Raw genomic sequence first — 13,355 nt, forward strand, 5'->3', positions numbered from 1 at the left:
TGTTGTTTGGGTAATGTCACTACATTCATTCGGAGTCTTGACAAGAGTTAATCTCTTGTCATCTCAATCAGCAACAATTCTTACGAAAAGAGCCTTTCTTTTTATTTTTACGGGGGCAATGGGGGCGTTAGCCCCGCAGGCCTTGTCCCTCATGGTTTCGTCGCGCCCCCGTGCCATTGTTTTTCGGGGGTGAAGCCCCGGAATTTCGGGGCGGGAAATTCAGAGCTCTCCCAACAGTTCAAGTTCATCTGGTTCGGCGTTCCCCGCTCGAAGCTCTGCGCGAGTGTTATTTCCAGTCTTGTCCGTGGCCTTCTCGTGCAGTGCATCCACCCTCACCCAGAGCAATCTTTGCCGCTGGCCTTTGATGACCTTTTTCGCAAGGGAGTGTCGCCGCTCTTTGCCGTTCTCCTTCCCGTTTTCGGTCTTCGTTATGCCTGCGTTGGCCAGTTCCTTCCAAAGCGTAGCGGCTGAAACGGGGAATTGCTCCCCACGTTTGGACAGGAATTGGCTGATCTCGTTGTAGATCGGGTCTGGCAGAAAGTAATAGTATTTGTCATCCTGCCAGCCCACCAAAGTACTGCTCTTCGGTACACTCTCGGGAACCGGTTTCCGGAGGACGTGGTCGCAGTGAATGCTTCGGTTAGCCAGCAACTGAGAGACAATGGTTGTGAAGCGTGTCGATGGCTTAACCTCGGCAACCTTCTCTCCCTGCTCGCTGGCCGCATTGAGAAACACATTCCAGGCCGTTTCGAGCAGTTGACTTTTCCGATCTACTGTTATCGCTCCTACGCTTTCGGCGTACCCGAGCCCGGAGCGTAGACCGATGTACAGCAAGGCCGACGCGTCTACCAGTCTTCCGTGAACGCCGAGCCTGCCAGCCTCGTTCCTTTTTTCAAGGAAAAGCTCCTTAAGACTGCTGTCCAGAGGTGCGTTCATGGCTTTACCGAGCCATTGCAAGTAACCCGACATCGCTTCGCTCAGCCGAGGAGCTTCCCGCTGCGCTTCCGTTAGTTTGTCGAGGTCGACGTCCGCCTTTTGAAGTTCGGCAGGAAACAACCGGGCAGTACTGGATCCACCGCTTACCATATCTTCGGCAGTCGCTAAGGCTACTCCGCGTGGAATATAGTCCTTTCTGAGCGTCGTGTCCTGTTTCATCCGCCCTCGTGCAACTCGATCTCCATAACCTCTCAGAATTTTCTGTGCGACATTTTCCATGTCCTTCTTATCCTTCGGTGAGGCTGTCGGGTGGAAGTCGTCAATCAGAAGGAGTGAATCTTTCGTATCGTACGTCCGCTTCTCCACTGCGTTGGCCGTGTCCTTGAAGCTCGCGGGTGGAGATCCGAGCAGATCCCCAAAATGGCTGAGAAATAGCAGCGCTAGAGATGTCTTGCGTGTGCCGGTATGGCCGCTGAGCCAAACCAAAAATTTCGGCTCAAGGTGCATCTGTCTGAGGAGCTCGCACATTGGTGCAAGGTAGACCAGGCTCCACAGTACCAACGTCACCCGGTGCGGAGCTAGTTCCAGCAATTTGAGGCTGGCTTGCATCGCTCCCTTGGAATCGATGCAAGATGCGGGCAGCACGTAATTTTGCAGACGGTCATCCAGTTCTACCTTTATGTTCGAGAGGCCCAGCGCGCCTCCTGAGTGAAGGTACCTCCATACCCCGTCGATTTTTACCCAGCCAAGATGCGCAAAGACTCGCTCATTCTTTGCTTCGCTCGCAGTCGACTGAATGGCATGCCGAACAGTATCTTTAATCTGAGAGCCCGGTAGTATGTTCGGCTCCGGTCCCCACATGGAAGTCCATTTCATGTTATCGAATTCGTTCGCGAGAATGCGGATGACGGGTAGTTTCTTCTCAGATGTTATGATTGCGCCGTCGATTTCATACAGAGTGGTTTGTTCGGCTCCATCATCTTTGGTTATGGTTTTGGCGATTCGGGCCACGAAGTTGGCGAGCGGAATGTGGTCCAACCCACCATCTTTTTTGGCCCTTACTTGACAGAGATTTCCGTCGTTTATGCTGTACCTACCCTCCAGAAGTTTCGAGTAGGCATCCAGCCCCGTTTGTTTTGCGGAAACATTCCCCTTACCCCCGCTCAGAAGAAACGCGGCGGGGGAATTGGAGAGTTCCCCTGTTCGCCTATTTTTTCGGACAGAACCTTGGCAAGATGCAATTTGATCGGCGTCGCAGCCGAAGGTCGAACATCTGGTGGGGCCGTAGGCGGCGCTGTTACCCTCACTCTCCATTTGCCGAATTCGTCGCTCGCTGTGGCCGTCATGCTTTTTGCTCATCTTGGAAAAGGCGAGGGCGGTGTTCGGGAACCCGGCCCGGACGAGCATGGACGTTATCGCGTGCCAGCGATCCTCAGCGCAACCGCTGGCGGCTTGTTCGGCTACAGCTTCCCGAAGCACGCGGCATCTGTTCGTGAGCTTCCGCAGGTCAGAGTCGGGCATTCCTTTGGAGCCTTCCGAGGAAGCACCGGCTTTTCTTTCTAACTGCAATTTATCCAAAATCCCAGCTGAAAGCTCCGCCAAGGAAATGTCTCCGGGTCCCCTGCCAGAAACCCAAAGGTATTGGCCGCCATTTTGATGGCGCGAGGGAGGAATAACCGTCATTTGATTATCAGAGAGAAATGCCAATTCTTCATGAACGGCACCCTGTTTGGCATCCGTGTACTTTCGAAGGGGTCGCCCTTTCGGCACCCTGAAAAAGAACCGTTCTCCGCCTCCCGGCGTGGAGAACTGCCAAGTATCTGGAATAACGCCGTTGAAAAGCTCTTTCATTTTCTTACGCCCATACTCGCCGTCAACGTCGAATGCGACCACCCCAAACTCACCACCGAGTGTCATTCCCAAGTTTCGGTTAGAGTGGAGTCTGAACCATTTATTGATGACTGCAGGGTCGTCTGATGCTTTCATACGCCAATCGGCAATGGTTGGCCCTTTTCCTGGCCTTGCGCAGCTAGATTGGTGTTGCTCGGACACACCGTGGTGGTCTGGAGGGCAGACGGGAAGATATCTGAGACCTAGTTTGGCTCTGGCCATTGCCTTCGCTACTTCCCCCGTAGTCATCTTGTTCAGAGTTTCTGCTGAAAGATCCAAGTGATCTATGATTTCCGTCATGATAGTTCACCAATCGCAGGAATATCTTCGAACTCTTCCTCGAAGAAGTCATCAACGGACTGATCCTGAAGTTTTACCGGTCTGATTCGCTTGATGTTGGTAAATCTATTTTCGTTCAGGACTTCAATCTCAATGCGTTTACCAATGAGATCTGGAAGCCCAAAGTTTGTAGCCCCACGGCCAAGAGCAGCATCAATCAGGGCGTCGAAGGGACCATATTTATAAGGATCGTAATTGAACTTTTTTTCAAGAACTTCTCCGGATTGAAATCTCAGTTTGACGATAAACTTCATTTCATCGTCTTCGCGTGCCTCCAGGATTGTAACCGTGTGGGCACCGTCTGCAATGGTACGCTGGTTAGCGTACTTCTGAGCGCGATATTCAAAGAAATTCATTTATATCAACCCTTTCGAAGTTTGTTGAGATTCACCAGCCCGTTAACATCCGGGTAGTATTTAAGCCAAATTGCTCAAATAAGAAGGAATGGCTCCCCCAGATACAGGGGGGCCATTCTGGACTTAGGATATACGACCACGTTTATGTCTCGTGATCGCAAGTGGTTGGTAATCCTCGGAGGTGTCTCCTTCGGTTCCGGTATCGACGTAATCATCAGATTCGTCATCGTCATCGGGGTCCAGCTCGTCATCGGACCAACCGTCAGTGTCGAGAACCAGATCATCATCAGACTCATCATCCTCATCAGACTCGTCATCGGAATCGTCAGCGTCGGGGTCCGGCTCGTCATCGGGCTCGCCATCAGTGTCGAGAACCAGATCGTCATCTGACTCATCCTCGGCGTCGAATTCCGGCTCGACATCGTTATCAGGTCCCCGATCATCATCATTCGGGCTAGCCTGTTGCGTCATATCTATATAGGCGGCGGGCCTACCGGAGTACTCCAAGTACGTCACACCCTGAAATGAAATGGAAGTCTTGTTGCTGAAATCCAAGCCAAACAAACTTGTAATCTCTTCAGCGAGTTGGCTAGAGTAAATTACCGCTTTCTTTCCACTTGCCCGTAACGTAAAGCGGCAATCGCCTTTCAGACCCAGATTTTCGCCAAGGAGAATCCCTTCGTCATCGAACGCGATCTGAATACTAACCGGATCGCCGAGCTTTTTCTTCACTTCCTCCGCGACTGCAACTCTCTTGCCGCAGCGCTTCGTATTGATGATCGTGAGCATACTGGCAGGCAGCGCTTCTCTCGACTTATGGACGCTCGTCGAGGGCCTGAGCACCAATTTGGTAGGGTCCTGAAGTTTCTTTTTCATTTGAATTCCTCCTGTTTTTTTGATTGGTGGAAACAAGCTGCCTTTCAGCAGTCAGTTTCCGTATGCGGTTGTCAAGGAACGTACGTTGTCGGCTCTATGTAGAAGAATCTTAGTGCGGGAAATGAAGGCGTAATGCTGGGAGGCTCTGAAAAAACGCAAAAAAGCGCCAGCAAAACACCTGTTGATCTAGCATGTCATAGACACACTAGTACAGGTATTTTAAACTGGCGCTCATCGTTGAGAGCTTTTATCGTCACTTTTTGAATATTGAGGCTCAATATTATTTTATCGTGACGGCCTAGATTCCCTTTTGTCGTGGCTTTTCAAACACAATGTGTTTCTTCATCGCCCCGGCACAGTTGTATTCGGTTTTGTGATACGATTAGTAATCTAGCACACAAGAAATAGAGTTGTCAATAGTATTGTGGTATTTATTTTTTGAGAAATAGTAATATACCAAATATCCTGCTAATCAAAGATTACCTGTGTTCCTTCTATGTTCCTACGTGCCGCACGCCGAGCGTCTCGGCGTCATTCTAATTATAATATACATTTATTTCTGCGATTGAATGCGGGAAATCCGAAGTTCACTAACACAAGCAATGAGGTTGTTTTGAAAAAAAAGAAAGCCCACCGTAAGATTCAGGTAGGCGTGTGCCAGGCTTAGTAGTCGGCCAAGCCGAGGTAGTGCAGGGAGAACAGGCTTTCGAAGCCACACGCGGAATACATGCCTTCAAATCCGAACAAGAGCCGTGAGGTGTTCTTGTTGGCTACGGTCAGGGCCGCGTAGGCGGCGTCGGCTTCGAAAAAGCTCTGCAGGCGGGTCTTTCCGCCGCCGATCGCCTCGTAGTACTTGTAAACAAAGAAGAACGGATTATCCCACTCTAGATGCTCTTTGTCCACTGCGACGTAGTCGCTCCAGTCATCCCCCGTCTCACCCTCCGGCGTGGGAATGTTTAGCCACAAGTAATTATTAGCTCCTCTATTGAACGTCGGGATGGTATGGGCGATGGGGTTGATCATTTTCCCCATCGCTAGGCCGTCATGGACCACGCTGTCCGCACCCAGCCCCGTGGCGGCGTCGAAGCCCCAGAGGAAGGCCGTGTAATAGTTCGCGTTCAGACCGACGACGCTCTTGCGGTCAAAGAAGAGAACTTTGTTCTGTTCTGCCCCGTTCTTGTCACCCCGGCCGCCCACCACGAGGTCCATCACTCCGGCTTTGTTCTCCTTCGTCAGGCTCGCGGCGAGGTCCTTGTAGTAGATGCGCTGCTCGGTACCTTTGAATAAACTGAATTCCTTATCCTCTTTCAGGCGCTTCATGAAGAGAGCGATGTCATCCTGATAGATGTCATCCTGGATCTGGTAAGGGGCCGAAGCGGCGACGGTAGGAACGGATTTCCCCCCGATCTGCTTGCGGTAGGCATCGTAGTTGCCGATGTACTTGGCGATCTCTCCTTTCGTCAGCGGCAGGCGGGAGACGGGCCATTCCGGGATGACATTGATCGGAAGGTTCTGCTGCACAATGCCGTAGACGGAGACGTCCTTCAGGTACTTGCTGTCGTTCTTAAAGTTGGAGTACAGGTAATCGGATAAGTATTTGTGCTCTTTGTCTTCCTCGACCCCGTCCCATCCGGGTTTGGCCGGGAAAAACTTCATCTTGTGGACGTAGGTGAAGGAGGGCACGTCGCTGGCCAAGCCGAAAATCTGGATTCCGGCGATCTTGCCACCGCGCTTCTTCTGGTCGGCTTTCAGGGCGTCGTAGAGCTTGGGCGCTTCCTTGTATGGATTCGCATCGAACAGAACGTTATTGGTGTTCTTAAACTTAGCAACGTATTGCTTGACAGCCGCGAGATCCTTAGCGTCGACTTTCGAGCTGTTGTAGACAAAGTAATAATTGTCTTTTTTCGGAGCAACCCCGCTGGCGGCACTAACAGTGCCGAAAGGTAAAACGGTAAGTGCAATTATAATGACGATGCTTCTAAACCAATTAATTCTGTTTATCATGTAAGCCCTCCTGGATCATTCTTTGGTTATGTTACATCAATAGTAAAATTTTAGGAAGAGGGGGAATTGAGAAAGAAGATGAAGCAATCCACTTAATCTTCCTCAATCGGACTTGTTGAACGAAGTTCGTCAAGCCAGACATCTAGCTCGAATGCTCGTTGGATTTCGTTTCATCTGATTGAGACCCGCGTTTCCCGAGGGCGACGAGAATGAGGATGACCGCTACGGCAGCAATGAACCATCCGTAATGGTTAGCAATGAAAGTGAATCCCCAATTCACTACCGCAGCCGAAATCAGCAGGCAAATGATGAAAACGGTAGCCATTCCCTTTAGTCCGAAGTACGTAATGCGAAACATTTTGTTGAAGATTACGAAAAATACGATAGCGAATACAAACAGGAGTATCGTCTGAAACGTATCCATACTCATCACCTTTCATTAGCGGGAGTTAGTTGGTAATAATCACGATTGAATTTTGAGAAAGTGCAGGCCTGTCTCAAGTGCCGCGTCCGGTTCAAGGACACGAAGTTGATAATTAAACTCCATCTCCAACGGGGTGAGTTGCTCTCTGGCAAAGTTCAGCCTGAGGGCTGCGAGCAAAAGGTAGCCTGCGGCCTCCTGTTCGGTGAGAGTTTCCGTGTCCAGGGCTCTGTTACTTGCGATCATCTTCAGGACGTCTGTACCGACGGGTTTGCTTATCCGTGTCTTGGTCTTATTCCAGTTCAGTATTTCCTTGACTCCCAAGCCTTGCTTTCGAGCGAGATTCGAGCTGTTCAAGTAGGCGTCTTCGGCATCCTCTCTTTGCACTTCATCTAGGAGAAACAGAGCCTGAACGGCCAAGTTCTCGCCATGATGGCTGACCATTCCGAGTTCACGGCATGTGGCTAGCGTATACCCGAGAAATTCATGAATCGAGATCAGATCTTCACAAAGTGGATATTGTTTGATTAGTTCAAAACGAGTGGAAACCATTTCCTACCTTCCTTTCTGTCGAGCCCATCGAATTTTGTCATTTTCCTGGTATTCAGGCACTATTCGTTCGGCAATTCCTATTATAAGAACTTATAAGTATTATCGGCAATATTTTCTTATAGTTCAGTACTCTGTCTTCGTCCGTGCCAATTACCTACGCTTGAAGGTAAGAGGTGGTGGACATGCCCGATTTTTTGGCGCTCGTCGGCGCGAGAATCAAGCAACTGAGAATGCAAAAGGGACTGTCGCAGGCCAAGCTCGCAGAGCTGGCCGAGCTACAGGATTCCTATATAGGCGGCGTGGAGAGGGGCAAACGGAACATCTCCCTGAACTCGCTGCAAAAAATCATGTCGGCCTTGGGGGCCGAGCCCTTGGAGGCGCTCAAGTTTGGTCGATTGGACGAAGCGGAGGGCTGGGATGGGGAATTGGAAAAGCAGGACGTACTGGACATTCATTTGTCCTTGCTCCGCGACCGCAGCCTATCGGAAGTAAGGCTCGTCCAGCGAATGGTAAAGGACATGTTCGAAACGTACGACGGGGAAGAAGGGCGCAAGTGATAAATGGAGGCGAGCGGGCAGCGTAGGCTGCGGCGCTCGCTTTTCTATTTGTCCTCATGATTCAATCTCTCGTAGATCAATCGAAGCCTGCACTTCAACAGCTTGCGATCTGCCCGAGAAAATTGGCGATGGGCCTCCATCCCGACAGATTAGGCTATTAGCAGAGCTAAGGCTAGCGGCGTGTTTCTCGATGTGCAGGATGATAGCGGTAAGCAGGCTCTGGGCTTTTTTGACATGTTCGAGCAGGCGATCGGCCTGCTCGGATAGTCTGGCGATCCCGCCGGTATTGGGCATGGTGGGGCCTCCTAATCGGTAGAAATTGACGTTGCACAAGAATGTTTGTCATTTTAAAAAGTGTCGGTACCATCATTGGCGACGTCGGCGAAAATGATGCAACTCTGGAGTCAGGAACGGACGTACTTTGGACTGATCGTAATGGCGGCGTCTGCATGCTTGCGGTAGAAGCGCATGTCGCGGCTGGACTGGTTGGCCTGCTCGGTGAAGGCGACCTGTAGTTCAGCATTTTCGAACAAAAAGAAGTCGCGGCTTTTCTGTCCGCCGAACAGGGCGATCATGGCGTAGTGGTAGCTGCCGGGATTGCAGATGCCGCCGCTGCCAAGCGGGACGAGCTCTGCCACCCGCCCGACCGTGAGCCTTTCCCTGTGTTCTGGCTGTTCGTCCAACGCAAGAAGCAGACAAGCGAACAGCACGTCGGCGTTCGCCCGGCCCGCGATCTGTTCAAGGGCAAAGTGCTTGCAGGGCATGGCTTCCCAGTCCAGAGAGCGGATGGTAGGCTCGATGGTGGGCGGTGTTTTGCCTGCGATTTTGGCCAAGGCATGGCGGTTGCCGTACGCCTTCAGAAAGCGGTCGAGATGTATCTGTACCCGATCACCATGCTTGGCTTGCATCTTGGGGAGCAGCATTCGGAAAAAGTCGGTGTACTGCAGGAGCCCGTCCAAGCTGCTGTCAGCGTCCTGTTCCCCGTCTTCATGCCCGACCTCTCGGAGAAGATCCCGCATTGCTTCCAGCCGCTGAGTGTCCGCGAGTTCCAGCATGTCGGACCGGATCAGATGGGCGAGGAAGGCAGCGGTATCGAAAGCATGCGGACCATCACCGAGCCTGCCTGTCCAGAAGTCGAGTACCTGGGCGGGCTCGAAGGCATTCGTGTCAGAGAACTCCGCCCAGAATTTGATGACGGATAGGGCGGCCTGTCGCTGGGCGTAGGGAGCGTCTTTCCGATGCCAGAAGCCGCCGCGCCAGGACAGCGCTGCGCGAATCGTCTCCGGTTTAACTGCCTTCGGGTCGGCGAACTGCTCGCGCCACTGGTTGAGCGGTTCAGTTGGGTACTTGGCGTAGGGGAAGTGTGACATGTACTCGTCGAATTGATCGTTAATGTAAGCAACGAGGGACTTTTTCTTAGTCTCACTGATGGTTAGGGCCATTGTGGGCTCCTCCTTTTTCATTTTGAGAGCGAATTTGACGTAATCGACGAAATTCTTTTTGGTCAGAAGGGTAGGTCAAGGTCGTCGTCTATCATGCATCTGTCTTCTTTCCTGATCGTCCTTAAACTGTGGCTCGGCGTAGTCCTTGTCATGGCCGTTCAGGGCAATCCACTGCTCAGGTGTCAGGAACGGGTCCCTAAGCTGAATGTAGAAAGGTTCTGCGAGATCTCGTACCCATCGGAGTGCGTCGGGGATCGTCCCGCCATGAAAAATGGGAGGTCCCTCTGCCCAGAGGTCCTCCCACACGAAATCTGCTATCTGGTTTTCTTGGTCTAGCCTAATGTAGAGGTCTGTTCCGTCTACGTAGTCATTCGCACCTTCCTTATCTGTTGTGCGAAGTACAAGTCGAATGGTGTGGGTAGGTGTTTCTCTTCCTGGAGTACACCCCGCATGATGTTTAGCAAATGGAGAGGCGGCTGCGACCATGACCCAAATGTTTTGCTGGTAGGGGCCTGCGAGAGCATTTATTTCGAATTGTTTTTTTACCAACTGCAAGATTAGAGCATTATTGATAGACATTTTTCGGGATTCTCCTTTGATTAACAGGCTGTGTTCATGATAAACAACGCAGAGACGTAAAAATCAATTGCGAAAGTCTGTTCGCCTATGGTATTCTTATGTCAAAAACATTCCCCCTGGGAATATTTTTGACAGGGAGGCTGGATGACAATGAAAATATTCAAGGATACTGAATTTGCACACATAAGAGAGTCAATGGGTTACTCTGTCAAAGAGGTTGCAGGATTGCTCGGAAAAAGCGAACGCACCATCTACCGCTGGGAGAAAGGCGAATCAGCCCCTGAGGAAAACCTGCTTCGGGAACTTAAAGCCATCTACAATGTACGTTCAGGACAACACTCAGAAAATGCCAATTTCAGATTCATCGATCTTTTTGCTGGTATCGGAGGTTTACGTAAAGCATTTGAATCGATCGGTGGCAAATGTGTTTTTACAAGTGAGTGGGACTCGGCTTGCAGACAAACTTATCAAGCCAATTATGATTGTGATCATCCGGTGAATGGTGATATTCGTGATGTTGATTTGGACAAGATGCCTCAATATGATGTATTGGTTGCGGGCTTTCCTTGCCAGCCATTCTCTATTGCCGGTGTATCAAAGAAAAACTCACTGGGTCGTCCCCACGGGTTTCATGACGCTACACAGGGCACGCTGTTCTTTGACGTTGCACAAATGATAGAGCATCACAGACCAAAAGCATTTCTGCTTGAAAACGTGAAAAATCTGGTTAGCCATGACAAGGGAAACACCTTCAAGGTAATCATGAGAACGTTACAAGAGGAATTGGGCTATCATGTTGATTACCGGGTTATTGATGCAAAACATTTTGTCCCTCAGCACAGGGAGCGTATTTTTATTGTAGGATTCCGTGATGACGTCGGATTTGATTTCAAACACATGACTCTTCCAGAGGTTGGGCCCAGACTCGGTTCGATCCTCCATCAGGAAAACGGAGCGGAAGATCCTGAACCCCCCTACACAGAAGCACCTGAAGCCAAGGTGGCAGATAAGTACACATTAAGTGACCGACTTTGGGAATACCTTCAGAACTATGCGGAAAAACACAGGGCGAAGGGAAATGGCTTTGGTTATGGATTGTTTGGCCCTGAAGACGTAGCACGCACTCTATCTGCTCGATATTACAAGGATGGCTCCGAAATTTTGATCAGGCAGGAAGGAAAGAATCCACGGCGACTGACACCGCGTGAATGTGCGAGACTGATGGGGTTCGACAAGCCTGGACATCCCCCTTTCAAGATTCCTGTTTCCGACACTCAGGCATACAAGCAATTTGGAAATTCCGTTGCTGTACCTGTAGTTGAGGCTGTGGCAGCGCATATGCTTCCATATATCTTTAAGGTAATGAGAACGGCCAAGGATACCGAACAGGTTGAAATGCTTCTTGAAAAGGTTGAGGCCTATGGCTGATATCGTTTCACCTGAGAAAAGAAGTCGAATGATGTCCGGTATCAAGGGCAAAGATACGAAGCCTGAAATGATTCTCAGACAAGGCCTTCACAAGCTGGGCTTCAGGTATAAACTCCATGACCGGAACCTCCCGGGAAAACCTGACATGGTATTTCCCCGGTACAAGGCTGTCATTTTTGCAAACGGCTGTTTCTGGCATGGACATTCCTGTCATCTGTTCAAATGGCCATCTTCCAATGAGGAATTTTGGCGTAACAAGATAAATCGGAATATGGAAGTGGACAGTGAGAACCTGGTTCGCCTTCAGGAGATGGGATGGAGAGTGGGGATTGTATGGGAGTGTTCCCTGAAAGGGAAATACCGCATCGACAGCGAAGAAGTAATAGAGCTTTGTGCCCAATGGTTGCACACGACGGATATGGCATCGATAGAGATTGGTGGGCAATGCTGACAAACCATCATTTGTGAGGATGTTATCGTATGAAGAGAGGTTTTCTTTCGCAGTATTTTGAAGGGGTGGCAATAAAACGACTCCGTGCAGTCGAGGCGAACCGCTCCAAGTCTAATCAACATGAGTTTAACGGGGTCAGGCTCCTGAGGAATCTGTTGGGAGACGGGGAGAGATCATTCACGGCCCGATTTTTGTGGCTGTCCGGAGAAAATGAAGGAATCACTTCCGAGGGAAAAGTAACGTGGTATGACTCAAGAAAGAAACAAGCCCACAGGTCAGCCGAATACAGGTTATATTTTAACAGTAATCCCGTAATGGATAGTGCCAAAGAGGGCGATCTACTTATAGTTGCCAAAAGGCCCGATGAAGAGATTTATATCATTGTAGTTCCTGCAGAAAGTACCTTTGAGAACCAATTGTTGTGGCTGTTTGATGTTCAACTGATAGACAAGCAGTTCACGTATCAATCTTTTGAAGATGGCAAGGATCCGGAAGTTGATTTTGTTGTTCGCTATATTCTCGAGGAATTGGGTATCGAGGTATCAGATCCCGATGGCAGCTACCTAGACAGTATAATTGAACCTTATATAAATTCGGGATTCCCCAGTACGTCGGTTTTCTCGATGCTGGCCCGAAAGACGCTCAAGGATGTTTCCCCGATTGAGGAACCGGATCAAACCCTGTTGAAGTGGATTGAACATGAGGAAAAACTGTTCAAACGTCTTGAACGCCATATGGTTGCCAGAAGACTTGAAGATGGCTTCCGGGATGAAGGAACAACTGATGTTGAAGGATTTATCCAGTTTTCACTCAGTGTCCATAATCGCAGAAAATCACGTGTAGGCTACGCCTTGGAGAATCACCTGGAGGAAATTTTCAAAGTTCATAGTTTGACCTATTCCAGAACGCCAGTAACGGAAAACAAGTCCAAACCTGATTTTTTATTTCCACATATCGACAATTACCGAGATAAGTCGTTCCCTGAATCAAGATTGACTATGCTAGGCGTTAAATCCACTTGCAAGGACCGATGGCGGCAGGTGTTGGCTGAAGCTCAGCGGATTCAGAACAAGCATCTCTTTACACTCGAACCGGGAATCAGTGAGAACCAGACTGACGAAATGCAGGCGAGCAATCTGCAACTCATTTTGCCAAAACGGCTTCATGAAACATATAAACCCAATCAGCAGAGCTGGTTAATGGATTTAGGTTCATTTATCCAGCTTGCAAAAGAGAGGCAATAGTGGCGAAACAGAAGAGAGGCTGAAAATTCATTCAGCCTCTTTTGGGTGCGGATTTTTTACTTGTTGATGGTTTCTCTCCATTCCATCAAATCAAAGAGTATCTCTCGAAAATCCTTGTCAAAAGGATACCCTTCGGAAATCTTATCACTAAAATCGGCTTCGATCTTCTCCCATTGCTCACCCAGTTGAGACCATGCATGGATGGCTTCATCCAGTGCTTTCATAAAGTTCTCCAATCAGATTACCTCCTGAACAGTGTCATATTTCTTTATAATATCAT

Annotated in this window: 13 protein-coding genes; 4 read left to right on the top strand and 9 right to left on the bottom strand. The window is 49.7% G+C overall.

Going from position 1 to position 13,355, the window contains the following annotated elements; translation table 11 throughout:
* Window positions 1–219 precede the first annotated feature (219 nt).
* From H582_RS0121080 to H582_RS0121105, 5 genes are all read right to left on the bottom strand, one after another.
* Window positions 220–3,126: a bifunctional DNA primase/polymerase gene (locus H582_RS0121080; RefSeq protein ID WP_084137502.1), complete on the bottom strand. Its 2,907-nt coding sequence runs from the start codon at window positions 3,124–3,126 to the stop codon at window positions 220–222.
* Window positions 3,123–3,521 (bottom strand): hypothetical protein, encoded by a 399-nt coding sequence (locus H582_RS0121085; RefSeq protein ID WP_028600121.1) that lies wholly within the window; start codon window positions 3,519–3,521, stop codon window positions 3,123–3,125. Before H582_RS0121085 ends, H582_RS0121080 begins: the two co-directional genes overlap by 4 nt.
* Before the next feature lie 123 nt (window positions 3,522–3,644).
* On the bottom strand, window positions 3,645–4,397 hold the full coding sequence (locus H582_RS30440) for a hypothetical protein (protein ID WP_052333509.1): 753 nt from the start codon (window positions 4,395–4,397) through the stop codon (window positions 3,645–3,647).
* Between the two features lie 663 nt (window positions 4,398–5,060).
* The gene (locus H582_RS0121095; RefSeq protein WP_028600122.1) at window positions 5,061–6,401 is read right to left on the bottom strand and encodes a hypothetical protein; all 1,341 of its coding nucleotides are present in this window, start codon (window positions 6,399–6,401) and stop codon (window positions 5,061–5,063) included.
* Between the two features lie 463 nt (window positions 6,402–6,864).
* Window positions 6,865–7,374, bottom strand: a complete 510-nt coding sequence (locus H582_RS0121105; RefSeq protein ID WP_028600124.1) for a hypothetical protein — start codon at window positions 7,372–7,374, stop codon at window positions 6,865–6,867.
* A 182-nt stretch (window positions 7,375–7,556) separates the two neighbouring features.
* Between H582_RS0121105 and H582_RS0121110 the strand changes: the two genes are divergently transcribed.
* Window positions 7,557–7,931, top strand: coding sequence for a helix-turn-helix domain-containing protein (locus H582_RS0121110; RefSeq protein WP_043111718.1), 375 nt, complete (start codon window positions 7,557–7,559; stop codon window positions 7,929–7,931).
* A gap of 54 nt (window positions 7,932–7,985) precedes the next feature.
* Here H582_RS0121110 and H582_RS32185 read toward each other — a convergent pair whose 3' ends face one another.
* The 3 genes from H582_RS32185 to H582_RS30445 all read right to left on the bottom strand — a co-directional run bounded on the left by H582_RS32185 (window position 7,986) and on the right by H582_RS30445 (window position 9,952).
* A complete protein-coding gene (locus H582_RS32185; RefSeq protein WP_127464394.1) occupies window positions 7,986–8,225 on the bottom strand; it encodes a hypothetical protein in 240 nt (79 codons plus the stop codon).
* 110 nt (window positions 8,226–8,335) lie between these two features.
* Window positions 8,336–9,373 (bottom strand): hypothetical protein, encoded by a 1,038-nt coding sequence (locus H582_RS0121120; RefSeq protein WP_028600126.1) that lies wholly within the window; start codon window positions 9,371–9,373, stop codon window positions 8,336–8,338.
* Window positions 9,374–9,448: 75 nt separating this feature from the next.
* A complete protein-coding gene (locus tag H582_RS30445) occupies window positions 9,449–9,952 on the bottom strand; it encodes a hypothetical protein (protein ID WP_052333510.1) in 504 nt (167 codons plus the stop codon).
* A gap of 150 nt (window positions 9,953–10,102) precedes the next feature.
* Between H582_RS30445 and dcm the strand changes: the two genes are divergently transcribed.
* From dcm to H582_RS0121155, 3 genes are read left to right on the top strand one after another with little or no spacing between them, the layout of a single operon-like run.
* Window positions 10,103–11,380 (top strand): DNA (cytosine-5-)-methyltransferase, encoded by a 1,278-nt coding sequence (gene dcm, locus H582_RS31345; RefSeq protein ID WP_043111719.1) that lies wholly within the window; start codon window positions 10,103–10,105, stop codon window positions 11,378–11,380.
* On the top strand, window positions 11,373–11,831 hold the full coding sequence (locus H582_RS0121150; RefSeq protein WP_028600128.1) for a very short patch repair endonuclease: 459 nt from the start codon (window positions 11,373–11,375) through the stop codon (window positions 11,829–11,831). The genes dcm and H582_RS0121150 overlap by 8 nt, the downstream gene beginning before the upstream one ends.
* Window positions 11,832–11,860: 29 nt before the next feature.
* The gene (locus H582_RS0121155) at window positions 11,861–13,075 is read left to right on the top strand and encodes a type II restriction endonuclease (RefSeq protein ID WP_028600129.1); all 1,215 of its coding nucleotides are present in this window, start codon (window positions 11,861–11,863) and stop codon (window positions 13,073–13,075) included.
* Between the two features lie 56 nt (window positions 13,076–13,131).
* Here the strand turns inward: H582_RS0121155 and H582_RS0121160 are convergent, their stop codons facing one another.
* Window positions 13,132–13,311, bottom strand: a complete 180-nt coding sequence (locus H582_RS0121160) for a hypothetical protein (protein ID WP_028600130.1) — start codon at window positions 13,309–13,311, stop codon at window positions 13,132–13,134.
* Window positions 13,312–13,355 lie beyond the last annotated feature (44 nt).

The organism is Paenibacillus pasadenensis DSM 19293 (assembly GCF_000422485.1).
Taxonomy (GTDB): domain Bacteria; phylum Bacillota; class Bacilli; order Paenibacillales; family Paenibacillaceae; genus Paenibacillus_O; species Paenibacillus_O pasadenensis.